The following is a 25,524-nucleotide window of genomic DNA, read 5'->3' as shown; positions in this document are numbered from 1 at the left end:
ATAAGGCTCGTAAATACAAATAGAATAATGGCACATACAGCGGGCTCGAAATCCGAAGCGCATCACCATGCTCATTTCACGTTATAAATAACGTTATGCAATCATCCTATACTTTGGAAAAGTTCGGATAATATTCAAATAACGTTATGGCATAGCGTTAATGCCCTTCTACATACTCTTATTTAAAATAAAAGTAGAAATAGCGTTATGCCATCATTCTATTCTCGTCGAAAATACACTATTAACCCGATTAGCGTTATGGCATAGCGTTATTTACCATATTTGAAAGGACGGCGAATCTCATGAAGAGATATGTATCGATGCTGGGAAATTACTTACTCTATGTGATGGTCATCATTTTAGTCATCTGCCTCTACAATGTCGTTATTGATCCTTTATTAGGATGGGGACAGTTCGGACAAGGAAAAAACATCCCCATCCAGGTATTCATGGTACTTGTCGTTACGATCGCTCTTTCCGCAATTGTTTATGCCATTAAATATCGGATTTTGAAACAGACACCGGTGAACTTTTGGAGTCTTAGCAGCTTTTCGCCAATCAAACTGAGCTTTTCGATTCACATGATAACAATGGGGCTGGCGTTCACTTTATTGAATGCTGCCTCCATGAAACTACTTCTTTCCTACAACCTTCCAACGTTCAATGATTTTACAGAAGAATATTTCGCCTCTGTTCCTTTCGTTTACATTATACTTTCCTCCGTGCTCACCACAGCACTTGAGCTCATCCTGTTCATCGGTATTATGTTTAACGAAGCCCGGAAACACGTTCCCGTATTCTGGTCAATTCTAGTCATCGCTTTGATTATTGCGGCATTACAGCCGGGAGGAATCGCGATGCAGCTTCTGGGTGTAGCGTTAGGATTCATTTATGGATCCATCTATGTACGCCTTTCATCTATATGGTCCATTCTGCTGATTGGGATCGTTTTTAACCTCAGTCTGTTCGTCATGAAAAGAATCGGTTGGCTTGATTCCATGGCGAACATGTCGGAATTCACTCTTATACTGCTTGCGGCTGTCATGGGGCTCTATCTCATCTTTAGCACCCTATGGTACTGGAGAAAACCTAAAGAGGCAGCTTAATCTTAAAAAAGCGACCGATCCACTAGGATCGGCCGCTACTTATCGAATATTATTTATAGTTTTGCAACATCGTTTCCAAGTATTCCTCAATAGGAAGCGACTTCCGCAGCGCCAACAAGTTATTACCTGCCTCACCAATGACCGTCCGGAATTGTTTGCTTTCTCCGATGGCTTGAGCCGCGATGGCATCGACGATGATTTGCGGATCATCCAAATTGCTGCTATCCCTATTATCCATCAACGTGGTAATTTTATTCATTAGGTCGTCATAAGCCGTGATACTCTCGTCTTTGTTCCATCGGATGTTATTCTTAAAATTGTTGCCCGTAGAGCCGCCTTGCTCGATGAGTCGAAGCTCGATATTTAATGGTTTAAGCTCGTAATACAGCCCTTCCGTCAAGCCTTCCAGTGCAAATTTAGACATGTTATACAAGGAGCCAAGTGGAACCGCCGTTGTGAAACCCATGAAAGAACTAATATTGATAAACATGCCTCCACCTACGGCTCGGAAATGCGGTACAAATTTTCGAATGACATTGATTGGTCCACGAACGTTCACGTCATATTGCCAATCGATCGTCTCTTCCAACGCCAATTCCAGTGCCCCATAGACACCCATTCCTGCGTTGTTGACGACGACGTCGATTTTCCCAAAGGCCGCAATCGCATCATCGACGGCAGAATGGACTTCCGCCAGGTTCGTAACGTCCAGTTTGAAAAGCTTCACATTCTCGTATGCAATCAGCTCCGTCTCATTTTCCGGGGTGCGCATCGTCGCGGCGACATTCCAGCCGAGGTTCGCAAAATGAATTGCCGTCAGCTTGCCTAGCCCCGTGCTAGTTCCCGTAATAAAAATTGTTTTTGTTGGCATAGTAATTCCTCCGATACTCATTTTTCGTTCTTGTAAAATGAACGTTCATTCTATAACGTGTAAAGTACTTTTTACTTTATTAAACCATGCGATTTGCAACAATAATCATTCTATCGAACGTTCAATCTATAAGTGATAAAAGAAGTAGGCTGAACTTAACTGTTCGAACCTTTTTCTTTGCTCACCGCGTTCCAGCAGGCGAGAATGGCTTGATCGACGACTTCTTCTGTAAGGTTCTGAGAATCTCGCTGATATAACTTCAGAAGATAAACGATGGAACCGTAATGCATCTGAACCATCATGCGCGGCTCTAGCGCGACGAACATACCTTCATTGACTGCCTGCTGATATAGCTTCTCAAGCGGCCCGCACCATCCACCATTGATGGCTTCCTCCTTGGTCTGCTCATAAATATACGGTGAGAACGAGTACTGCTCAATGAATCGAAAACCTTTCGGATACTTCCTACCTAGCTCGAATACATTTCTCCAAGCCAGATGGAACCGTTCCTTTACGGAATCTGCCTGGTTCAGGTCTTTAGTTACGAACTCACCGTTGAACAAGACGATAGCCTTGTAAAGCTCATTAATGATGTCTTCCTTGCTGCTGAAGTAATGATAGATGTTTCCTGTTGAGACACCAGAATCCTTGGCAATCAATGACATCGATGTGGCCTGCAACTCCCGGTCGATGATCAGATGCAACGTTGTCTCCAAGACCGCCTTCTGAACTTTGTTGTATCGTTCGAACATGTTCTGCCTCCTTCCGTTCACATTAGATCGAATGATCGTTCTAATCTTATATCAAGCTATTGCATAAGTCAATCCTCCGTAACATCTCGCATGCTCCCTTAAGACTGTGCTTTAGAAATAAAAGAGACCTAACGCATGTCCTCCTCTAAAGATGCCATTGACAGACAATGGCTTCATGTAATATATTTTAATTGACTGACACAGTCAATCAAAAGGAGGTCATCAAATATGCCAACCTCAAAAGATTTTTCAAATAAACGAAGCTTGTTTCAGCAGTGCGAGATCCTGTCGAGTGACCGAACACGGATTGGATACAAATCGATCGGCAAAGGTCCTGGGATCATACTTGTTCATGCTGCATTAAGGGATTCGAATGATTATACTCGTTTAGCCATTGCTCTCTCTCACTCTTTTACCGTTCACCTCATGGATCGGAGAGGCCGGGGCTTGAGTGGTCCTCAGGGTCTAGAGTATGCTATGAATAAAGAATGTGAAGATGTTCAAGCCATCCGGGACGCGACAGGCGCCGATTATTTGATTGGACATAGTTATGGTGGGCTTGTCTCTCTAGAGCTGGCTAGAATGGACGCTTCAATCACCAAAGTAGCTTTGTATGAACCTGGCGTGCTGATTAATCCGATGGACGACGCTTGGATGCTGCGTTACGAGCAAGCGATGCTCAAGAATGATCAACTTGGGGCATTTGCACATTTCGTAAGAGGGATGGGTCATACCCCTTTAACGCGGCTCCCCTATTGGTATGCAAAACTCATCTTGAGGCTCATGGTACGCGGAAACCATTGGAGTAAAACCGCCCAATTACTTCCACAAAATTTACATGAGCACCGTGAGGTGCAGCGGCTCTCTTCTTCTTATCTGAATTACAACAGTATCCATGCTGATATGTTGTTGATTCAAGGGGGCAAGAGCTCAGACTCTACGAAAGAAATGATGAAGGAATTAAACCGAACGATTGCACTGTCGACATTGGAAACCGTGAACAAACTGGACCATTTTGGTCCAGAGAATGACGGCGGGCCTGACCAGATAGTGAACCTGCTTACCAACTTTTTTCTTATTTCCGAAGGAGATTGAATATATGCCGCGTTTAAAGGAAGACCAACTTCAAAAAATTTACGAAGAACGCAAACAGCAGATTACGTCGGCTGCAGTCAAAATTTTTGCCCAGCGCGGCCTTCCAGGCACGAAAATTAGCATGATAACCGCCGAAGCAGGTGTGAGCCATGGGTTATTCTACCATTATTTTAAAACGAAGGAAGAACTGTTCATCTCCCTGGTCCGCGAAGCAATTGAAGCTTCGATGCAAGAAATGGACAATTTGAGCCATATGACGGGATCTCCGATCGAAAAAATTAAAATTCTAACACAAGGCATGCTCGATGAGAGTGGAGCTCCGTATTTTATGCTGCTCCATCGGGCACGGAATTTTGAAGAGGTTCCTGAAGAAGTCAGCCAGCTGATTCAAAAGTACCCGGTAGATGTCTACGTCAAACGTTTGCTTCCTTTATTTGAGGAAGGACAACAAAGAGGGGAAGTCGCGGATGGGAATCTGGAGGAATTGATCGCAAGCTACCTTACAATCCTTTCCGGTGTAATGGTTTTAGGCAAGGGATATGTGACTCCCAAAGTGAATACGCTATTGAGATTTGTTGAAAAGAGATAATACAAAAGAATAATTGGAGATTGTTATAGGAGGAGTATTCCGATGGACGAACAAGCCAGTCATAACAACAACTCCAAGGAGAAAGCCGGTTCCAGTATCTGTGAGGTACTGCAGATTCTTGGCGCCAAATGGGCCTTCCTTGTTCTTGAAGAACTGCTTAACGGACCACAGAGGTTTAATCAGCTTCAGCGGAACCTATCCATCGTCAAGACCCAATCCCTCACCGACACTCTCAGACACTTGGAAAAAAACGGACTCGTGCACCGCAAGGTCTATCCTACTGTCCCGGTAAACGTTGAGTATTCGCTGACGGAGAAGGGCACCGATTTTCAAGTGGCTTTGAAGGAAATGGATAAATGGGTCCAAAAGTGGGGTAATACGATGCAAGCCCAGGAACCTACTGACTGAAGATCTGAATAGAACAGCATAAAATCAACCGCTTAGTGGATAACTACTTAGCGGTTTTTTGTCGTGGATCAACAATATTAACTTACTTTAAGTAAGCGGATCCAACTAGTTGGATTACGTCCAAATACTTTGCGTTCTTACTTTAATAAAGTAACTCGAATATAATCGAATTACTCACTCCACCGGACGCGGCCAAGAGTTTAGACAATCACTACAGCTTCTTGGGCTACCTACCCTGAGGCTGGAATTCACGAGAGAAAGGAAATGATTTCTATGAATCGAAAAGTCATTTACATGCTAACCCTAGCTGTTTTCTTCACCGCTACTTCTGAATTGGTCATTGCTGGCATTCTGAATGTGTTAGCTGATCAATTACATGTCTCCGTCGCTCTTGCCGGACAGCTCATTACTGTCTATTCGCTAGCGTTCGCAATTGGAACGCCAGTCATCGTGTCACTGACGGCACGAATGGGAAGAAAGAAGCTACTTCTCCTCGCCATGTTTGTTTTTATAGTAGGCAATCTCGTCTCATTCATCAGCTCCAGTTTCACACTGTTGATCGTATCCAGAATGATACTGGGAGTGAGCTCCGGTGTCTTGCTTGTAGCCGCATTCAGCGCCGCAGCCAAAATGGTCCCGCCTGAAAAAATCGGCAGCACAATGGGCACGATCATTCTCGGCTTCAGCAGCGCTATGATTCTTGGGGTACCCATTGGAATTGCACTGACCCATATATTCAGTTGGCAGATGATATTCCTCTTCTTAGCCGCTGGCAGCTTCATCATTATGATCTGTATGATGCTCATGCTACCGGAGATCCAAGGAGACGCTTCTGTTTCGTTCAGCCGGCAATTCACCATACTTGCGAATCCGGTTATTCTGACTGCTTTGCTTCTCGTCCTGTTCAGAGAAACTGGTAACTCCATCTTGTTCACGTATTTATCTTCATTCTTAGATACAATTCTCCATAGGAGCGCTTCCGATATCGGGATCATCATGCTTTCATTCGGAATTGCCGGTGCAATCGGCTCCCGCATTGGCGGCTCCGCTGTTGACAAATGGGGAAGCGTGCCGGTAATGGTCATTAGCATGATCTTTCATGTTGTTACGCTTTTGCTTCTGCCTCTGGCTATCCACTTGTTCCCGCTTGCTATTGCCCTTTTATCCTTGTGGATCATATCAATGTTCATTATGGGACCAGCTACGCAAAGCTACTTTATCGCGAAAGCTCCGCAATCTTCTAATCTCATCATAAGCCTGAACATTTCTGTGACGCAGATAGGTCTTGCGAGCGGTGCGAGCGTGGGAGGCATGGCTGCGACATTGAATTCAACAGTCTTGTACAATCCGTGGGTCGCAAGTGTTGCATTACTTATAGCTTTCCTAGCAGCGATTGTCTCCTTCCAGAAGAGTAAAATGACGCAAGCCATTTCAGTGCAAAAAGGATATAACCTTTAACCGCTTTGGCTATCATTCGCTAGAATGACCGCATCATGGAATAGCATATCGCTATCTAACGATTGGCAAAACTACTTCTACCATCGTCCCTTTCCCAACTTCACTTTCGATTCGTATAGTCCCATTATGGTTTTGGATGATTCTCATTGAAACCATTAATCCTAACCCTGTTCCTGTTTCTTTTGTAGTAAAAAAAGGATTCCCAATCTTGGTTATTTCTTCTTGCGGGATTCCATAACCCTCATCTTTAATTCGAATATATATGCTATCGTTCATTTGCTTGGCCTGTATTGTTACGTCTCCACCTTTAGGCATGGATTCAATCGCATTCTTTAAAACATTGATAAATACTTGATTGATACTGCGTTGACACTGAATGGATGATAAATTGTCATCTAACTCTAGCTTTATTTGAACGTTATGTAGGTTGGCTTGTCCTTCCAATAATCTTGTAACGTGATTTAATATATGTACAACGTCCCTTAACTCAAAAGCCTCATTTGAAGGTTTTGCTAACACTAAAAGCTCACTTACAATTTCATTAATGCGATCAATTTCAGATAACATGACTTCATTACGTAATTTCTTACTACCATCCATATCCTCTTTCACATACATTTGCATAAATCCTCGTAAACTGGTCAAGGGATTCCTAATTTCATGGGCGATCCCAGCTGCAAGTTCGCCAACTAAGGAAAGTTTCTCTGATCTGCGGATTAATTCTTCGGAATGTACCCGTTCTGTTATATCACGACCCATACTAATAGCATGTTGAACATCTCCTGCAGCATTCCTTATTTTTTTAGAGTGCGATTCTTGCCAAATATAATGACCATTTTTATGCCGAAGACGATATATAAATATTCTGCTATCAGAATTATCGGAATTACCTCGCCGTAACCAGCCACCGTTCATATCATCTGGATGCCAATAGTCATAGGCATATTTTCCGATAAGCTCATCTGGCGCATATCCGAGTTGGTTGCGGATAGCTGGCGAGGCATATGTAATCATTCCATCTGGCGTTAAACGCAAAATAACGTCCTGTGAATGTTCAGAAATAAGGTTGTGCAGTTCTTCAATCTTCTTGAACTCTTCTTCCTTCACTTTTTGTTCGGTTATATTTACAATTTGGCAAATGAATAGGTCATTACCCTTAATTCCCTGTTCATTCCTTTCAGCAGTAACATTTAGAAGCCCCCACAATAGGCTCCCAGATTTATGAATATATCTTTTTTCTATGTGATAACCATCTATTTCACCCTGCACCAATTTACGGCATATTTCTAGATCCGCTTCTAAATCTTCAGGATGGCTGACAGATGTCAAACCGAGATTTAGTAATTCACCTTCGCTATACCCTAGCATTTTGCATAAAGATGGATTCATCTGTAAAAAACTTCCGTCAGAAGATATCAAAGCCATTCCAATTGAAGATTTCTCAAATACATGAAAAAAAAGACTATGGTCATTGAAATGAGATAACATCCGAATCCTCCGATTAAGCAGTTACATTGCAAGGAATTGCAATGTTTTTAAGTTTATTCTACCACTTGATAAAGTTACATTAAACTTCCGTCACTTTAATACACAAAAAAGGAGCTGCCGCGAGCAAGCCCCTACTTTAATTCTGCGTTATTTAATTGCTTTGATTATTGCCGATTGAATATAGTTCCCTACTTAAAAACTTGCTGCTTTGTAGTTAAATCTATTCCAGTTAGTAATTTACAAAACCTTAACTTTTATTATATAACTGAATAATTATATAATGATTTACGAGTGAAATCTGAGTCGAGAAAATGATTAAGAATAGTAAAGGAGTGAGTTATTTTGCCTGAAATTGAAAGGTTATCTGATGTATGTAAGCTTCTTGGGGACAAAATGAGACTCACTATTCTCTCCCTGCTCAAAGAACGTGAGCTATGCGTATACGAGATTGTTGAACTCATACAAACTAGTCAGCCCAATGTGAGCCAGCATATGCGAAAGCTCAAAGCCGGTGGTTTAGTAAAGGAAGCGAAAAAGGGCCAATGGGTTTTTTATTCGTTAAACATTGAGGATAAACCCTTTCTGCACGAGTTTTTTCAGTACCTGCCTTCGCAAAAAGAAAAAGTAAACGCAATATCATGTAAAGATCTAAACTGTTGCGATTAGGAGGAAACCATGACTTACGTAGCGGTAATTATATTTCTGCTTACATTAGCTTTTGTAATTTGGCAGCCTAAGGGCCTCAACATTGGATGGTCATCTTCTGGTGGCGCTATCCTTGCTCTTCTCTTCCAAGTTGTGTCTTTTAACGACGTAATGACGGTTACCTCTATTGTTTGGAATGCCACACTCGCCTTTGTCGCCATAATTCTCATTTCCTTAATTTTAGACAAAATCGGATTCTTTGAATGGGCAGCCTTGCATATGGCGCGAATTGCGAAAGGCAATGGAAGACTCATGTTCGTGTATGTCATTTTGTTAGGTGCGGCAGTTGCCGCATTTTTCGCCAATGACGGTGCCGCATTGATTCTAACTCCGATTGTATTAGCAATGGTTCGAGCGTTAAAACTTCCAGATCATATGATTTTACCGTTCATCATGGCGAGTGGTTTTATTGCGGATACCACTTCATTGCCTTTTGTCGTCAGTAACTTAGTCAACATCGTATCGGCGGACTTCTTCGGTATCGATTTTGTCACCTATGCAAGCCGCATGATCGTACCAAGCCTATTTTCATTGGCGGCAAGTCTGGGTGTCTTGTTCGTTTTCTTCAGAAAGGACATACCAACGAATTACGATATGAAGGAATTAAAGCAGCCTTCAGATGCCATCAAAGATCATCGGCTATTCCGAATGTCGTGGGTTATTCTTGGCATCCTTCTCGTCGCTTATGTGATTAGTGGATTTATTAAAATCCCTGTTTCCATCATCGCAGGCTTCGTGGCACTGATTTTCATTTGGATGGCTAGATCTAGTAAGGTAATCGAAACTACACGAGTGATCAAAGATGCTCCTTGGGCTGTCGTTGTATTCTCAATCGGGATGTATGTAGTGGTGTATGGCCTTAAAAACGTCGGTCTCACCGATGCCCTAGGAAAGTTGGTTGAGAACATGGCAGGACAAGGATTGTTTGTTGCGACAGTGGGAATGGGCTTCTTATCTGCTATACTGTCCTCCATCATGAATAACATGCCGACCGTTATGATTGATGCTCTAGCCATCAAAGGTACAAACACAGATGGGATTATTCGAGAAGCATTGGTTTACGCCAACGTTGTAGGAAGTGATCTTGGACCTAAGATTACACCGATCGGGTCACTTGCAACACTTTTATGGTTACATGTTTTGTCTACCAAAGGTGTAAAAATCACATGGGGCAATTATTTTAAAACAGGTGTCATCCTTACTGTCCCTACTCTCTTGATTACACTTACAGGACTTTATTTATGGCTTCACATTATTGCATAATCCCATACAAAAAAAAGGAGAACTACAACCATGGATAACAAAAAACCTTTCGTTTATTTTCTTTGCACAGGAAACTCATGCCGCAGCCAAATCGCTGATGGCTATTTAAAAGCTTTAGGCGGGGATAAATACGAAGTGAAAAGTGCCGGTTTAGAAGCTCACGGATTAAACCCACGTGCAGTAGCAACGATGAAAGAAGCTGGTATCGACATTTCGAACCATACCTCTGATGTGATTGATCCAGTAATTTTGGCTCAAGCGGATTACATCATTACTTTGTGCGGTCATGCTAACGACAACTGCCCCGTTGTTCGAAATGATAAAGCAGTAAGATGGCATTGGGGATTTGACGATCCTGCAAAAGCAACTGGGACGGAAGATGAAATTACTGCTAAATTCCATGAAGTTCGTGATTCCATTAAAAACAGGATCGAACAATTTGTGAAGGAAGGCAAGTAACATGATTAATAGATTCTAAAGCTTGACTATGAAATTTATATTTGATACAACGAAGCTACGACTGAAGAAGGCGGTGTAATCGATGGGGAAACCAATAACATTCAGCATTATAGGCGGTGGAGGCTTTCGCGCACAGTATTTTTTAAGAATCGCACAGGCTCTTCCAGAACAATTTTGTATTAGCGGAATGGTTATTCGTGACGAATCCAAGGGAAGGTCGATGGAAGACTTATGGAAAGTGACTACTTATCGGTCACTGGATCAGCTCTTGGAGAATGAACAACCTGACTTTGTTGTCCTATCTATCAACGCATCGGCCGCTATCGATTATATGCTGCAGCTGGCGGAACGAGGAATTCCTGTACTTACAGAAACACCTCCTGCACCTGATCTGGATGGTTTGATGCAGCTGCACAACAAGCTTACCCGTCAAGGCGCGCGAATTCAAATCGCTGAACAATACCAATTTCATCCTATACAAGAAGCCCGACATAAGATTATTATGTCAGGACAGTTAGGCAATGTTAATCAAGTGACCGTATCCATATCTCAGTTCTATCATGCAGTAAGCTTAATACGGAAAATGTTAGGCGTGCGCTTTGAAGAAGTCAGTATTAAGGGAATGAAATTTGAATCCGATTGGGTCGCTGGTCCGAACCGAAGCGGTCCGCCTACTGAAGATAAATTAATCAAGTCAGAAAGAGATTTAGCTTGGTTGGATTTTGGTGGAAAGCTGGGGATTTACGATTTCACCAAAGATCAACATCGTTCATGGACCCGCTCAAACCATTTATGTATTAGGGGGGAACGGGGAGAAATATTCGATAATCGGATTAGCATACAAGATCCTTCCTGTACACAGATTCAAATGGAATTAAAGCGTATCAATAAAGGTGAGTATGAGAACGCGGAAGGTTATTTCCTTAAAGGTATTATGGCGGGAGAACAATGGGTATATGAAAACCCCTTCATGCCTGCTAGATTATATGACGATGAAATTGCTATTGCAGTCTGTTTGAAGAAAATGGCGATTTATGCCGAGGGTGGACCCGGATTTTATGGTCTTCCGGAAGCTTCTCAGGACCACTATATCGGCATGCTGATTGAGCAGGCGATTAGAACCGGGGAGACAGTCGTGTCAATTCGTCAACCATGGGCTGATAACGCATGAAAAGTAAAGGCACCCCATTGGGGTGCCTTTACTTGCTGACGAACTACCGCAGCCAGATTACTTCACCCGAAACGTTCTCTCCCCGTACTTCTGCACAAGAACAAGGGCAACAGCCAAGTAAATTAGCGTCATAGCCAATATAGTAACAGTGAATGGTACTACCGATATTCTCAAAATAATACTAATACCGCAGGAGGATGACACAACCATGTTCACGATGAGATGCAGTGGGTTTTTCATATTTAGTTCTGTCGAATACGGTTGGAAAATATAATACATGAACAAATGATGCACAGTAAAAAAAGCGGACAATGATAGAACGCAGACCCAAAGCATAAGCAGCTCTCTGCTCAGCCACTCCCCTCCTATTGAAACGTTAATAGCTGTCAGTGACACCCCAAGAGTGGCGGCAATCACCATGTTTAAGCTCATCACTCTTCTAATACGAATCAGGAAATGGCTATAGGCTGCGCTGCGATAGAAGCCGTACCGCATCAAACTTAGATCACAGTTGTAAAACATTGCTTTGCATATTTTCTCTCCAACCGACATGAAATACATGATCAGAAGCAAGAAGGGGAAGATCATTTCCAAACTCCATTGCTGGTCCTTCAACTGACCTCGGAATAGGACCATGAAGATCACTCCCGCCACTCCGAAAGCGCCGATGATAGCTAATCGTTTATTAACAGGGCTGCTAATCAGGCTGCGATGTCTGAGAAAGAAAATTGCGTTTAGATAAGCATAGCCTTCCTTTGTCTCAAGCTTATCCTGCTGGTTCGGATTCAAGGTATAGTCGCTATCCTTTGACTTCACGCTCTTCATCTGTGCATCCGTCATCATACGACCTATATCCAGCAGAGGATCATCCCTTTTGCTTGCGGCATCAACAACTCCTCGGTAACCGGAATAACAAACCAGCTTAATGGCTGCAAACAGCCCTCCAGCTGTAATAACGATACAGACAGGCAAACTCATAAGAAACGATTCTGTAGACAGAACCTTGCCCAGCAGAAGCGGCAAATAGGCAGCGGCATATCCAACAATAAGGACGCTCCAGACGAGGGCGGTTTGTTTAATCAATACAATGCTGGTTTTCTCAAAAATCTTAAGATGCACATACTCCGCTAGAATTCGCCATAATGTGATCAATATAGATAACAGAACTGCTTCTAAGACGGTTGCTCCCAAGCGTGTGCCGAACAGTATCATCGCAGGTAGTAGATACACCAAAAAAGTCACGTAGCGATATCCTAGCGAAACCAACATATATCTCGTTGGAGACAATCTCATCAGCTTAACAGCTATGTATTTCTCCCGCTTTGGTTCAAGTATAGTCGCGCTGCTGAAGGCTGCCGCCACAAAGCTGATGATGGTAAAAATATGTATAAATTGCTGCAGCTGATCTGCTTCTGACAATCCCTTTCCTATTCCGATCACAGGAAAATATATCAGAACCCCCAGATACACAAATCGAAGCATGACTCCCCATAACTGGTTGAACAGCAGCACAATAACAGAAATAGCTTTTTTGAAATCCAAATTAGCGTAGAAGCTGTTCTTTACTAGCTTGCCGATTAACGGCAGCTTCTGAATGTAATACATGAGTAGGTTTACCCTAATGGATGTACGAATAGCCAGCAGCGTATTAAGCGTTCTCAGCATGGGATTCATCCTTCAGCAAATTAATGACCGCTTGCTCGAATTCTGCGCTGTGCAGCAGCTCGGACGGCACGGCAGACAATTTCCCTTTGTTCAACACAATCAGCTCATCACACAAATCAGAAGCCAATTGCAAAATATGCGTGGAGAAAATTAGAATATGATCACTCTTCATTTCCCTTAACATATTCTTCATCTCCAGTGCAACAATGACATCGAAGGAGGTGAGCGGCTCATCGAGTAGAATGATCGGCGGCTTCGTTATGAGAAATAGCAACATCTGCAGCTTATTCTTCATTCCGTGCGAGTAGCCTTTAATCAGCCGATGGCGATCCTCCGTTGTCATGCTCATCATGTCAAAATAATCATCAATCGTCTGCTCCATCTGCAGCTTGCCCCGATTAATATCCATAAAAAACTTCACAAACTCATAGCCCGTCAGAAACTCGGGTAGAATCGGCAACGAATACACATACCCAACATCCTGCTCGCTTAGCTTCCGCGTGTGGCCATTCTCCTCCAACATTACCTGTCCGCTATTCATGTCCTTCTCTCCGCTCAGGCAGTCGAACAACGTCGTTTTGCCTGCTCCGTTGCGCCCTAGCAGCCCATATATCTTCCCTTTCTCAAAGGTAAATCCGGCTCCCTGAAGTACCTGTTTATCCTCATATCGCTTAACGATATTTTCTAAGATCAGACGCAATTGCTGCTCCTCCTTTCGTTTCAGTACGCTGAGGGTATCGGACTAAGCTTTATTTGTTTCTTTTAGCTGATAATACAGACCACTCGAATCCGACCATTCCGCGAAAAGCACACGCTCATGATGCGTAATTCCGCTAAGCAGCAAAAGCTGCTCCACCCAACTCCTGTCTCGCCCAAGGCGCTTCAATGTATCTTCATTGATGCTGCCGTTTTCAATGATGTAGGCGGGAAGGCTGACGGTGCCTTGATGGTCTTCTGCATTGCCGCTGATCTTTTCCGGGTCCTTCTGGAGCAGCACGCTGATGCTGCCGTTCGTCTCGAACAAGGCATAGGCCACTTCGCGCAGCGAGAAAATATTATTTTCCCGAAGCAGCATGCCCAATTGGGCGAAATCGAGATTGTTGCGCTTCATTGCCTTGAAATCAATCACACCTGCTCGGATAATCAGATCTGGCGTTCCCGCGGCATAGCGGGAAAGTCTGGGGAACCGTGCGATAAACTTTTCCAAACCTAGCGCTAGAAGCGTCCAGATAATCAGAGCAAATAGTAGATGGCTAAGATGAATATCATCGTCATAAATCGTATTGCCGACCAGTTCGCTAAGCATTAAAGAAGAAACGAAATCAAAGGCGGTCAATTGGGAGATCTCTTTTTTCCCCAGCAGCCTAGTCATGATCAAAAGACCTATTAAAGCGACTGTAAGCTTGACACCGATACTTACATAAAGACTGGTATCCACCTTCATCTTTCCCTTCGGAGTATTTGTATAACAAATAATACCACATATTGATAATGAACCTTATTAAAGTATGCTGAATTTCTAAACACACACACTTGTTCTATGGGACGGGCATATACTAGATTATTAAAGCTAGAAAGGGGGTATTCCCTTGACGCGATCAGATTCTTATGCAATTTGTAAAAAGTACCTTAACCGAGAAGTTACGATAAAAACAACACATGGCACTTACCGTGGCACGATTGTGAAAGTCGACGGCCACAAGGTCTATTTGAAACAAACACGAAATGGAAAGAAAGCGCACATCTCGTTCCTGCCATTTCTCCTCCCATTAGTTCTGTTTGATCTCTTAGCCATTTTCCTTGTGGAATCTAGACCATGTTCTCCGTTCAGACCATTCCTCTAAAAAAATGACCATCACAATGATATCCTGTGGTGGTCATTTCTTATTTCAACGCCTTTTTATCCAACTTCCCTAAAGGTGTATAGGGCAAATGCTCGACGAAGATGATCTCTTTGGGCAACTGAAATCGTGCCAATCTAACGCGCAACCAATCAAGGAGTTCGTCTTTCGTCATTTCCGTACCAGGTACTAACTGGATCCACGCTTTCAATCGCTGTCCAAAAAGCTCATCCCCTATCCCCATGACGGCTGCATCCTCGATGAAGGGGTGAGTGAGCAAGATTTGTTCCACTTCGAACGGAAACACATTCTCCCCCGCAGAAACAATCATACTGTCTACTCTCCCACGCAAAAAGTAATACCCCTTCTCATCCCGATAACCCAAATCGCCGGTCTCGATCCATGCACTTGCTTTGTTTCGCATCGACCAATTGTTTCGAATACAAATTTGACCTACACTGCCAATAGGAGCTTCTACTTTCTGATCATCCATGACTTTTACATGAACACCGCTAATCTTTCTGCCAATCGTGTGTGCGGAGTAGGTCAAATCCTGCGGAACTGCAATGATATTCAAACCCGCCTCCGACGTGCCGTACAGATTGTACAGAACTTCTCCCAATTGACTTAGCGTCTCTTGGACCAGTTTCGGATTGAGCTCAGCTCCGCCTGAAGCTATACAAGACAGGGATTTCAGATCGTCTGCGTTCGTTTTCAACATTTTATGAACCATTAAAGGAACTACCGTTACGATATCAACCTGATGCTCCCGAATCAATCGACAGGCTCTCACTGCATCGAATCCACGATGGATCACAACTTTTTTGCCCAAAGCGCAGAAAAGGAGCAACACGGCTACACCATAACCATGATAAATAGGCGTCGCAATATAGGCTGTATGCTTGTTCAGGATTTGCAATCGGGTCAGGAATGCCGAGAAAGGATTCAAATAATTGAATAGCGATGGTTGATGCGCCGCTTCTTTGGCTTTGCCTGTTGTTCCGCCTGTCAGCAGCACTAATTTCCCGGAAGACGCTCGGCCTTGTTTTCTTTTTTCAAAAACAGATGTAACAGGTAAGTGATTGATCGCAGATGAGGTAGGATGATAGCTGGGCAATTTGGCATTCATGTACGTTGTTTGCTCAAGTAAAGCACTTAGTTCGTCGTCATAGACCACAAGGTGAAAATCTTTCCTCGCCAGAATCCCCTGCAATTGATCCTTACTCATTTCCGCATTCATTAGATAGATGTCCGCCCCTGTAAAAGAAACCGCATAGATGGCTTTCACCAGAGATGCGTGGTTTTTGCACAAGAAACCCACTCTCTTACCGCCAGTAAGTTGGTATTCTTTCTCTAAATGGGCCGAAAGTTGTTTGGATTGTGCAAACAATTGACTATACGTCAAGGTTTCCTGCTCATCCGCTAACGCGATTTTGTCACCATAGGTTCTTGCTGCAAATTGCAACAGAGTCATCAGATTGGTGCCCGATGCGTAGATGACGGAGGCTAACCGGAATAAAGCAACCAGCGAGAGCAGCCTAATTTGATATAACACATAGATTAGTTTAAACATCCTCATGGCCACTACCCTTTTTCCTTGATAATCTAGGCATTGTTCTAAAAAATAGGGAAGCTTGCCCTCCGAAAATCAACCACCACGGTTTGAACGTTTGCCTTCTGGTATAGATAGCCTTACCGATTATCTTGGCGACCTGATCTGGGGACATAGCCGGTAATTTGCGATAAGCTGCGGTTGGCAGAATCATAGGCGTTCTTACAAGCGGGAGATAGATCGAGGTCGTGGCGATCCCCATCATGTTCAGTTCAGGTGCAGCAGACCGAAACCACGTGTCAAAAGCTGACTTCGATGCCTGATACGCCGCCCAATGAGGCAAGGGAATAAGCATCACATTGACCGTCGAAATGTTAATGATATGTCCTTGTTTTTGTTCAAGCAGCGGTATGATAGAGAGCAATAGTTGAACCGGCGCGAAATAATTAATCGCCATCGTACGCGTGAAGTCGTGATAACGGTCCAACGACTCCCGAATAGAACGCTTGATCGAATGACCCGCATTACTTATGACGATATCGAGCCCATCTGGCAGTTGATGGAGAAAGGTTAGCAATCCCTCCATCTCTTTCGGATCTCGAAGATCCGCAGGGAACACACTTACGCGGGCTGCTGCTTTCACTTCGATTTCACTCTGCATTGCCTGGAGCTTCGCCTCTCGTCTAGCTACCAAAATCAGATGAACCCGCATATCGGAAAGTAGATAAGCCAGTTGTTCTCCGATTCCGGAACTGGCACCGGTTATTAGGACCGTTTTGCCTGCTAGCTGGCGCTCTAGCTTCTGTCTGTTTAATTTCGTCGGTGGGAATAAGAGATATGCGAGTATACTAAAAGAACGCATTGGGTTCTCCTTTCTAGCCTGAAGGAAAAGTGTTATTTATGCCATCTTCACTGAAAAAGAGCTACATGTTCACGAGTTAAATCATTGTCTGTTTGCCGTTACGCTATCTATAGATCACACATATTTTAGTTACATGGTCTTATTCTCTAAAATTAACTATGAACTTTTTAGAATAGGGTGTGATTATTATTTTATATATTCAATATGAGGTTGAGCCGAATGAAGGCCTTTGTAATCAACTTATGGGAATATTCAGAACGATAGGAGAAGCACTTTATTATTCACATCAACATGATTCAATAAGTATTATTATTAATGATCTTCAAACCAGAACCTCGAGTGATACTACTGATTTTGATGTGAATTTTTCTAAAATAGCATATGATTCCTTTGTTGATGTCGATGAACTTACCCATTTACTCTTGCATAAAAACATCCTAGTTAGACGACCACAAGAAGTTAATAATCATATTCAGAATAATATCATTTCTTGTAGACGATATTCTCACCGACAGCTCTTACCTGATGAAAGCAGAGAAATGGGAATATTTATTGCTAACTCCTTCCCATTTGCAAAGAACATACTTAAGATAGCTAATTGTATCATTGGTTTAATGTCCTTGTATCCAAGTTGGAAAGTTATTCAGCTGCGTATTGAAGAGGAGTTGATGAACTTCTTTCCAGGATATGAAAAAAGTACGAGTAATCAGCTTCAAGAAACGATTAATATGATTTCAAATACGCCAGATTTGTCTGCTATTTATTTCGCTTCAGGGATAAGAGAAGAGAAATATAATGCTGTAGCACAAAGTATCAATCATAAATTCCCAAATTTAATAACAAAAAATAAACACGACATCTTAAAAAATGATCCTGAAATTAAGAAAGAGTTAGATGCATTATGTTTAGAAGAACAAGCGTTGGTTGATTGGTTGGTATGCGTAGGTGCCCCATCTTTCGCTGGACCTCATGCCACGTCCTTTGCTTACTTAGCAGGATATATGCGTCATTATCGTGGATTTGCAAAAGAAACTACCCATTTATGGCCAGAATATACGCCGTATTGGGATATATGGTTTCCTCGGGTTTGAGCGACTCCTCTATATAGTAAGAAACAAAATGAGGCCTGATGCAGCTTTGCGCATTAGGCCTCATTTTTCTCTAAACCAACGTCAACACCGTAATCTCAGGCCGACACATGAACCGAATCGGACGAACCGACACCCCAATCCCTCGATTCGTGTAAAGCGTAAGGTATTGATTACCTCCTATATGATAGAGCCCTGAAGGATATTTGACGCCATAAGGCACAGAAGCCAAAGCCCCTATGATCGGGAGTCTTACTTGACCACCATGGGAATGCCCCGATAGCTGCAAATGGACGCCTCCAGCGGCCGAAACAACATCCGCATAATCTGGTGCATGGGATAATAGGAGTACCCATTCTTCTTTTTTCGCTGACTGCAGCGCCGCTTTAAGATTAGGAACACCCTCCCACATGTCCTCTACGCCAGCGATCCATATGGATTGGCTGCCTTTCTGAATCCGTAGTCCCTGATTACGCAGGCAGCGAAACCCACCACCCTCTAGCACATCTGCCACTTCTTCAACATCGCCATAATAATCGTGATTACCTAGCACGGCATAGCAGCCATATGTAGCCGTAATTGTCTTCAAAACATCCCGTATTTCTTGACCTTGCCCACCAATCTCATAATCGACGAGATCACCAGTGAAGCACACGATGTCTGGTTTCTCAGCTTGAATGACCTCGACGACCTTGGTTAATTTCTTGATATCCAAATGAAATCCAAAGTGTAGATCACTGAATTGCACAACCCGCAATCCCTTGAATGCCTCCGGCAGTGTAGGAAAAGCCAATGGAATACGCTCCACTTGCAACCAACGGGGCTCAACCCACGTGGCATACCCGTAACTTAACGGTGGGACTGATAATAGACTTCCACCCAGTAACAAACCCTTTTTCAAAAAGGAACGACGACTCATTTTCTCTTTATTTTCCATATACCAATCATATAACAAATGAGGGCTATCTTGCTATTTCATCGCTAACTACCCTAGCCAGTTTCCAGAGAAATATTTCCAATAGCATGCAACAAATCTTTAATGCCATCCGTTTAGTGGATACAGATAAAAATAATGGAAACCTACAATAACGAAGTAAAGGATGAGCTAGATGAAAAAAAAGGTTTTGGCCGCAGGCCTCCTAACGACCGCAATCCTCTTAACATCTGCTTTTACACCTGTCTCTACGAATGCTGGTCAGGAAACGATCGTCAAGCTTGAAAGTCAACCGATCGCTTTCTCGAAGCAGACCCGCATGATGGATGGCATTCTCATGGCGCCTGTTCGCGATCTTGCAACCGCTTTAGACATGGAAGTAACGTGGAATGAGGCTGAACGAGCTGCCGTTGTTACACGCGATGGGTACGAGCTAAAGCTGCCCCTAAATTCCGACTATGCCAATGTCAATGGGCAAGCAACCACCATGAACGGCGTTACACAAATCGTTGATGACTCCCTTTACGTTCCGCTGCGTTTCTTTATGGAAAGCGTCAATCATGTTGTTCGTTGGGATTCAGCGACCAGTTCCGTTAATATCACCAAGCAAACAGACAGCTTGCCGGTTGTTGGTACTTATGATCACTTAGTTACGCTGTTAACGCAGAATGAAAGCAACCAGCAACACACAGTAGCGCTTATGTCAAAATCAGCCATCTCTGACTCTTCCACAACTTTCTCAGCGCCAAAGGCTTCCAGCAGTGCTAATCTCGCGGCCCAAGACTCGGCCAAATCCGTGTCTCCCGAGTACTCTGGAACGAATGTGCAAGTGCAAGGTGTGGATGAATCGGATGTCGTCAAGTCAGATGGAACGTACATCTATACCGTGAATAAGCAGCGGATCGTCGTCACCCAAGCGTATCCCGCAGATGGGATGAAAGTGCTGAGTATTCTTGATTTCCCCAAAGCGGCCAACACCGCGAACACGCAGTTCCAACCAAGTGAAATCTATGTGGACGATACTCATCTAATCGTGTTAGGGCAATCCTATCAAAACCTCAAACCTGTGCCATATAATGAGGCCGCCAGCAGCAGCAGCAGCAGCAGTATCGGCATTGTAGACAAAAGAATGATTTCACCTATCAGATCGCAGGCTACAACGAAGGTGATGGTTTACGATCTCGCGGATCGGAGTAACCTGAAGTTAGTGAAAGAAGTTGAGCTTGAAGGCAACTATATGTCTTCCCGTAAAATCGGGACTTCGCTTTATTTTATCGCTAATAAATATGTCAATTACAATTACTACCGGGAAATGGCGAATACGGATGACGCCAAAAAAGAACTAGCTCCAGCTTACCGAGATTCCTCCGCAGGTGATTCATTCACCTCGATTCCGTTAGATCAAATCTACTATTTGCCCAAAGCGCTTGAGCCGGGCTATGTGCTCGTCGGCGGTCTTAACCTAGGCGATCTGACACAGACGATGAATGTCACCTCGTACCTCGGCTCGGGTCAGAATGTCTACGCCTCTGAAGAGAACTTATACGTCGCGGCCGCGACCTATGAAGATCAACAACAAGACACAATTCTCTATCAATTCGGGCTGAATACAGGAAAAGCTGTATATAAAAACACCGGCAAAGTGCCTGGTCATCTGCTCAATCAATTCTCGATGGATGAGCATAACGGTCACCTCCGTCTTGCTACGACAACAGGTGAAGTCTGGCGGACAGATGAGGGCACATCGAAAAACCACGTCTACATCCTTGACGCCAACCTGAAAGAGGAAGGCAAGATCTTAAACATCGCGCCAGGCGAGCGCATTTATTCTACCCGTTTCATGGGCGACCGCGCTTATATGGTTACTTTTAAAAACACGGACCCGCTATACGTCTTAGACTTAAAGCAAGCTGATCAGCCGAAATTGTTAGGGGCATTAAAGATCCCAGGCTACAGCAATTATCTGCATCCTTATGATGAAAACCATATTATTGGCTTCGGTAAGGATACCGTTGAAGTCGAGAACAAAAACACGGCAGGCTCACAATCCATCGCCTATTATCAAGGCATGAAAGTAGCCCTGTTCGATGTATCCGATGTGAATAATCCGAAGCAGAAATTTACGGAGCTGATCGGAGATCGTGGAACGGATTCTGAGTTGCTGTACAATCATCGTGCATTACTCTTTTCCAAGGAGAAAAATCTCCTTTCCTTCCCTGTCACGGTGATGAAACTCGACCCGGCGGCCAACAATTCGAAGAATTCGGCTAGCGCATACGGAAGTTTTGCTTTCCAAGGGGCGTACGTTTACAATCTTGATCTTGAAAAAGGGTTCCAGTTCCGCGGCGGCATCACCCATCTCTCGCAAGAAGATCTGAGTAAAGCCGGGCAGCATTTCTATGTTGGTGACAAACAGGTCCAGCGCGTTCTCTATATCGGTGACACCCTGTATACCGTTTCGAACGGATTCATTAAAGCGAACGAGATTAGCACGCTGAAAGAAAAGAATACGGTAGTTATCCCGTAAATAAGCCAAAAAAGCCTCGAATCCTATTAGGATCGGGGCTTTTTGTTTGACTCGGGCCATCTTAAATGGCTAAAACCTCTTTGAGATAAGAGGCCAATGAAACGAGTTGATTGCCAACAACGCGCCTCGTTTGCTTCTCAGCAGCCTGAGCAGCTGGAACCATCGAAAGCTGGGCCGCAACCACACGCTTCGTTGGGTTTTCCTCGATCACATCGATCAATCCTTGTGTGACAGCTTCGATGTATTCACTCTTCTTACCTTGCATAATCAGATCAAAAGTATTCGCCAGAAGGACAGGCGCTGCTTCGAGTGCTATTCCTTTCTTAGCGGCATAAAGGAATAACTGATTCATCGTTCCTTGTACGGTGCTCGGATTCGTGAATGCAATGATCGCAGGCTGATCCAGCTGACAGATCTCTTCGAACAGTGGATCATCAATTTTGATGATCGGAATTGGAAAAGGATGAACATTTCCATCGTATATGGCTGTAAAAAAAGTGCATGTCATTAATATCGCGTCCACGTGACTTTTGGCTATCCAATTCAGTGTGTCGAGCACTTTCTTTTGAGCCATTTCGGTCGTGAAATCCGCATCCTGCTTGATCCGATCCAAACCAGGATCTACATAATGAATGAGCTCCACATTCAAACTGCGCAGGGCATTGTCAATATGTTCAATATTCGAATAATGGGCATGGAAGCATCCGATTCTTTGCATCATTAGTCTCCCAAGATGTACGTTTTTAAGAAGTCATTGCGGAATTTCCCCTGCGGATCACATTGGCGAAGCAGTTGCTGAAACTCAGGCAGCTTCTCATACCGCGACTGTACTCGGTCCGGCGACATCGTAAACAGCTTACCCCAATGCGGTCGAACCTCGAAAGGCTCAAGATGCTGTTCAATGATAGGCAATACTTGCTTAACAGCTTCCCAATTCGGTTTCCATGTAAAATGAAAAGCCACCATCTCCTGCTTATAGCAGGGACTCATCCACAGATCATCTTCCGCAATTGTACGTACCTCAGAAACATAAAGAAGTGGCGAGATGAGTTCTTTCATACCATCTAGAGCACATAGCGCCGCATACGCATGTTGACGGGGCACATAGTATTCGCTCTGCAATTCTTCCCCTGCACTAGGCGTGAAATCCATCCGGAAGTGCGGCATCCGTTCATGCCAAGGTCCTGGTATTCCCATTTGTTCACTGCAATTCTCGGAAGTGTGTCCTGGCACGGGATGACGATGTTCGTCAGCGAGCTTGGCCCCGTAAAACTCAGCTTCCACCTGCTTTGGAGCGGAGGATTGATCCACCGTTACCTGCTTCTTCCACAGTTGATTAAACGAAGATTCCTGCCAATTTGTGAAAAGGCTGACACTATAACCACTGGAGAATATGTCGTCGAAATGTTCTTCAAGCTGCGTCAAAGGCAAGTTGTCATACACATGTTGTTGCATCTGAAAGGATGGGACTACATCCAAGGTGATTTTCGTGACGACACCTAATCCACCTAGTCCAACAGCTGCACCGGCAAGATGACCATTCTCATGCTCACGGGAGAACAGCACGATACTCCCATCCGCTATGACCACTTCCATGGCATGAACAGCTGTCGCCAAATTGCCATGGCGATCACCAGAACCATGTGTAGCGGTGGCGCATGCGCCTGCAACTGTAATATGAGGTAAAGAAGCGAGATTGTGCAGCGCATACCCATTCGCGTGGAGATACTCACCTAACTCACCATAGCGAATGCCTGCTTCAACCGTTACCCGATGGTTCGTTCGATCAAGCGAGATCACGCGATTCAGGTTCTGAAGCGAAATCAAGCTTTCCGTACAATCGGCGATGCCATTGAACGAATGGCGTGTGCCAAGCACCTTGATTTCTTGACTGCTAGCCACCAACGCTTGTATTTCTTCTACATTCGCGGGAACATAATAATTGGCGGCGCTGTACGTATAATTGCCAGCCCAGTTGCGATTATTCATGTATAAGTACTCCCTTCACTCTTCTAAGGTGGGACAATTATATTTTACATGCATTTATCCCCCTCAGCAAAGTCAACGCCTGCTGAGCAACAATGCTGACAATGAAAAAAGCTATCCTGAAGTAGAAAAATCTACTTATCGGACAGCTCCTATTGAAACATTTATCATGCTTCATGTTGTAAGTCATGTTCTACTTCTTTTTTGATTTTATTCGGCATCATTTTCGGTTTGCTTGTGAACCATTTCGTATACAGGTCTTCGTAGGTGCCATCTTTGGATACCGATTGGAGCGCTTCGTTGATCTTACCGATGTACTTGTTTTTCTTTTTAGCAAGAATAGCTAGACTTTCTTTATTAAACGGCTCTCCTACTATTTTCACGGACCCTTGCGCTGTGTTTTTAATATAATCCTGGGCATTGCGTTCCTCCACGATAACGGCGTCTGCTGTATGACTTTTCAACTCCGCATAGGCATCGGAGATTTTTGAAAAGCCGTGGATTTTCGACCCTTGAATTTCACTCGCATAATAAAACCCCGGTGATCCATTTTCGGTTGCTATCGCTTTGTCGACTAAGTCATCTTTCCCTTTGATAGCTGAGTTCTCGGAAGCAGTCAGAATCACTAAGTTTGTTTGAAAATAAGGATCAGAATACTCAAGATCATTACTCCGTGCATCCGTAATTGTCTTCCCCGCAATGGCCAAATCAATAGCACCAGACTTCAATCCTTTATTCAATTCGCCCATTTCCATTGGAATTAACTCATATTCTAACTTCGACTTTTTAGCGATTGCTTGCCATAAATCCACCTCAAAGCCCTTCTTCTCGCCTCCATCTATATACGTATAGGGGCGGAAATTCTCCTCGATACCGACTTTGACCGTTTTATTCTGCGTGCATCCTGAAGCGATCAGGGCGATTAATAGGGTGATCGAGAGGACAATTCCTCGTTTACTTCTAAAGCCTTCATTCATTCCATCCATACCCTCCTCATTAGGTAAACATAGGTATTATTTGTAAATAGTTGAAGGGTTATGCAGCTTCTTCACTCGGCTTTAGCGTTTTCAATTCCTAAACTTTCAACCTCTATGTGAATGCGTATATAATGACAAGATCTATTTCATCACTTAGCTTCCCTCAGAAGCTACATAAATCACTCTTAAGGAGATGTTCAACATGAATGAGGTCAATAAACATAAAAATTATCAAGCTTTAGTCGAGGATCGGATTTATTTTGGAGGAGCTTCAGACGTTGAGGATATGATTAAAAATGAAGGCATTGAAGTCATTGTGGATTTGCGAGGTGAAGCTACACAATGCGCTTATCCCGTTGACGATGTCCAATGGATTCAAGTCCCGCTGGGAGACAATGCGACAGGACCCCAAGACCAATTGTTTCAACAAGCGATTGATCACGTGGTTGAAGCTTATCACAACGGTAAAAAAGTTGGATTTCACTGTGCTGGTGGCGGCGGCAGAACGGGTGCTGTCGCCGTGGGTACTTTGATTACATTAGGCAAAAGTCAGACCATTGAAGAAGCTGAAGCACTAGCCAAAAGCATTCGCGCCAGAGTCAATATTAAACCCGCGCAGCGTGAGGCGATTGAGAAATTATTTAACAAATAAAGAGTACATAAAACCAGCCAAACCCTTGAATCGGGTTTGGCTGGTTTTTGCAACTTAGATGCCTTTCTTATCGTA

Annotated in this window: 24 protein-coding genes; 12 read left to right on the top strand and 12 right to left on the bottom strand. The window is 43.7% G+C overall.

What is annotated here, in order from left to right; genetic code table 11:
* Window positions 1-302 precede the first annotated feature (302 nt).
* Window positions 303-1,106, top strand: a complete 804-nt coding sequence (locus ASL11_RS30120) for a hypothetical protein (protein ID WP_157257105.1) — start codon at window positions 303-305, stop codon at window positions 1,104-1,106.
* Between the two features lie 49 nt (window positions 1,107-1,155).
* Here the strand turns inward: ASL11_RS30120 and ASL11_RS30115 are convergent, their stop codons facing one another.
* Both ASL11_RS30115 and ASL11_RS30110 read right to left on the bottom strand, forming a co-directional pair.
* Window positions 1,156-1,977, bottom strand: coding sequence for an SDR family oxidoreductase (locus ASL11_RS30115; RefSeq protein WP_056623087.1), 822 nt, complete (start codon window positions 1,975-1,977; stop codon window positions 1,156-1,158).
* 155 nt (window positions 1,978-2,132) lie between these two features.
* On the bottom strand, window positions 2,133-2,729 hold the full coding sequence (locus tag ASL11_RS30110) for a TetR/AcrR family transcriptional regulator (RefSeq protein ID WP_056623084.1): 597 nt from the start codon (window positions 2,727-2,729) through the stop codon (window positions 2,133-2,135).
* Window positions 2,730-2,957: 228 nt separating this feature from the next.
* On the opposite strand from ASL11_RS30110, the gene ASL11_RS30105 reads away from it, so the two are divergent.
* The 4 genes from ASL11_RS30105 to ASL11_RS30090 all read left to right on the top strand — a co-directional run bounded on the left by ASL11_RS30105 (window position 2,958) and on the right by ASL11_RS30090 (window position 6,279).
* The gene (locus ASL11_RS30105; RefSeq protein ID WP_056623082.1) at window positions 2,958-3,824 is read left to right on the top strand and encodes an alpha/beta fold hydrolase; all 867 of its coding nucleotides are present in this window, start codon (window positions 2,958-2,960) and stop codon (window positions 3,822-3,824) included.
* A 4-nt stretch (window positions 3,825-3,828) separates the two neighbouring features.
* Window positions 3,829-4,413, top strand: coding sequence for a TetR/AcrR family transcriptional regulator (locus ASL11_RS30100; protein WP_056623079.1), 585 nt, complete (start codon window positions 3,829-3,831; stop codon window positions 4,411-4,413).
* 42 nt (window positions 4,414-4,455) lie between these two features.
* Window positions 4,456-4,821 (top strand): winged helix-turn-helix transcriptional regulator, encoded by a 366-nt coding sequence (locus ASL11_RS30095; RefSeq protein ID WP_056623076.1) that lies wholly within the window; start codon window positions 4,456-4,458, stop codon window positions 4,819-4,821.
* A 273-nt stretch (window positions 4,822-5,094) separates the two neighbouring features.
* Window positions 5,095-6,279, top strand: a complete 1,185-nt coding sequence (locus ASL11_RS30090) for an MFS transporter (RefSeq protein ID WP_056623073.1) — start codon at window positions 5,095-5,097, stop codon at window positions 6,277-6,279.
* A 51-nt stretch (window positions 6,280-6,330) separates the two neighbouring features.
* Here ASL11_RS30090 and ASL11_RS30085 read toward each other — a convergent pair whose 3' ends face one another.
* A complete protein-coding gene (locus tag ASL11_RS30085; RefSeq protein WP_056623071.1) occupies window positions 6,331-7,767 on the bottom strand; it encodes a PAS domain S-box protein in 1,437 nt (478 codons plus the stop codon).
* Window positions 7,768-8,109: 342 nt separating this feature from the next.
* On the opposite strand from ASL11_RS30085, the gene ASL11_RS30080 reads away from it, so the two are divergent.
* From ASL11_RS30080 to ASL11_RS30065, 4 genes are all read left to right on the top strand, one after another.
* Window positions 8,110-8,433, top strand: coding sequence for an ArsR/SmtB family transcription factor (locus ASL11_RS30080; protein ID WP_157257104.1), 324 nt, complete (start codon window positions 8,110-8,112; stop codon window positions 8,431-8,433).
* 9 nt (window positions 8,434-8,442) lie between these two features.
* A complete protein-coding gene (locus ASL11_RS30075; RefSeq protein WP_056623068.1) occupies window positions 8,443-9,735 on the top strand; it encodes an arsenic transporter in 1,293 nt (430 codons plus the stop codon).
* Between the two features lie 30 nt (window positions 9,736-9,765).
* A complete protein-coding gene (gene arsC, locus ASL11_RS30070) occupies window positions 9,766-10,194 on the top strand; it encodes an arsenate reductase (thioredoxin) (protein ID WP_056623067.1) in 429 nt (142 codons plus the stop codon).
* A gap of 82 nt (window positions 10,195-10,276) precedes the next feature.
* Window positions 10,277-11,365, top strand: coding sequence for a Gfo/Idh/MocA family protein (locus ASL11_RS30065; RefSeq protein WP_056623064.1), 1,089 nt, complete (start codon window positions 10,277-10,279; stop codon window positions 11,363-11,365).
* Between the two features lie 57 nt (window positions 11,366-11,422).
* On the opposite strand, the gene ASL11_RS30060 is transcribed toward ASL11_RS30065, so the two are convergent.
* The 5 genes from ASL11_RS30060 to ASL11_RS30040 all read right to left on the bottom strand — a co-directional run bounded on the left by ASL11_RS30060 (window position 11,423) and on the right by ASL11_RS30040 (window position 17,285).
* Window positions 11,423-13,030, bottom strand: a complete 1,608-nt coding sequence (locus ASL11_RS30060; RefSeq protein ID WP_056623061.1) for a hypothetical protein — start codon at window positions 13,028-13,030, stop codon at window positions 11,423-11,425.
* Window positions 13,014-13,730: an ABC transporter ATP-binding protein gene (locus ASL11_RS30055; RefSeq protein ID WP_056623058.1), complete on the bottom strand. Its 717-nt coding sequence runs from the start codon at window positions 13,728-13,730 to the stop codon at window positions 13,014-13,016. The genes ASL11_RS30060 and ASL11_RS30055 overlap by 17 nt, the downstream gene beginning before the upstream one ends.
* A gap of 42 nt (window positions 13,731-13,772) precedes the next feature.
* Window positions 13,773-14,468 (bottom strand): DUF421 domain-containing protein, encoded by a 696-nt coding sequence (locus ASL11_RS30050; RefSeq protein ID WP_235550620.1) that lies wholly within the window; start codon window positions 14,466-14,468, stop codon window positions 13,773-13,775.
* 446 nt (window positions 14,469-14,914) lie between these two features.
* Window positions 14,915-16,450 carry an AMP-binding protein gene (locus tag ASL11_RS30045; RefSeq protein ID WP_235550619.1) on the bottom strand — a complete coding sequence of 512 codons (1,536 nt, stop codon included), beginning with the start codon at window positions 16,448-16,450 and terminating at the stop codon, window positions 14,915-14,917.
* Window positions 16,437-17,285, bottom strand: a complete 849-nt coding sequence (locus ASL11_RS30040) for an SDR family NAD(P)-dependent oxidoreductase (RefSeq protein ID WP_056623049.1) — start codon at window positions 17,283-17,285, stop codon at window positions 16,437-16,439. The genes ASL11_RS30045 and ASL11_RS30040 overlap by 14 nt, the downstream gene beginning before the upstream one ends.
* A 179-nt stretch (window positions 17,286-17,464) precedes the next feature.
* On the opposite strand from ASL11_RS30040, the gene ASL11_RS30035 reads away from it, so the two are divergent.
* Window positions 17,465-18,376: a hypothetical protein gene (locus ASL11_RS30035; protein WP_157257103.1), complete on the top strand. Its 912-nt coding sequence runs from the start codon at window positions 17,465-17,467 to the stop codon at window positions 18,374-18,376.
* Between the two features lie 70 nt (window positions 18,377-18,446).
* On the opposite strand, the gene ASL11_RS30030 is transcribed toward ASL11_RS30035, so the two are convergent.
* A complete protein-coding gene (locus ASL11_RS30030; protein ID WP_235550618.1) occupies window positions 18,447-19,292 on the bottom strand; it encodes a metallophosphoesterase in 846 nt (281 codons plus the stop codon).
* A gap of 190 nt (window positions 19,293-19,482) precedes the next feature.
* On the opposite strand from ASL11_RS30030, the gene ASL11_RS30025 reads away from it, so the two are divergent.
* A complete protein-coding gene (locus ASL11_RS30025) occupies window positions 19,483-21,834 on the top strand; it encodes a beta-propeller domain-containing protein (protein ID WP_056623040.1) in 2,352 nt (783 codons plus the stop codon).
* Between the two features lie 61 nt (window positions 21,835-21,895).
* On the opposite strand, the gene ASL11_RS30020 is transcribed toward ASL11_RS30025, so the two are convergent.
* The 3 genes from ASL11_RS30020 to ASL11_RS30010 form a co-directional block, all read right to left on the bottom strand.
* On the bottom strand, window positions 21,896-22,555 hold the full coding sequence (locus tag ASL11_RS30020) for a hypothetical protein (RefSeq protein ID WP_056623034.1): 660 nt from the start codon (window positions 22,553-22,555) through the stop codon (window positions 21,896-21,898).
* On the bottom strand, window positions 22,555-23,823 hold the full coding sequence (locus ASL11_RS30015) for an FAD-binding protein (protein WP_056623030.1): 1,269 nt from the start codon (window positions 23,821-23,823) through the stop codon (window positions 22,555-22,557). The genes ASL11_RS30020 and ASL11_RS30015 overlap by 1 nt, the downstream gene beginning before the upstream one ends.
* 164 nt (window positions 23,824-23,987) lie before the next feature.
* Entirely contained in the window at window positions 23,988-24,797 is an 810-nt protein-coding gene (locus ASL11_RS30010; RefSeq protein WP_056623025.1) for a transporter substrate-binding domain-containing protein, read from the bottom strand.
* 202 nt (window positions 24,798-24,999) lie between these two features.
* On the opposite strand from ASL11_RS30010, the gene ASL11_RS30005 reads away from it, so the two are divergent.
* Entirely contained in the window at window positions 25,000-25,449 is a 450-nt protein-coding gene (locus ASL11_RS30005; RefSeq protein WP_056623022.1) for a protein-tyrosine phosphatase family protein, read from the top strand.
* Window positions 25,450-25,524 lie beyond the last annotated feature (75 nt).

Source organism: Paenibacillus sp. Soil750 (assembly GCF_001428045.1).
Lineage (GTDB): Bacteria > Bacillota > Bacilli > Paenibacillales > NBRC-103111 > Paenibacillus_E > Paenibacillus_E allorhizoplanae.
The sequence above is the reverse complement of the archived record's forward strand: the minus strand, read 5'-3'. Positions and strand labels throughout refer to the sequence as shown.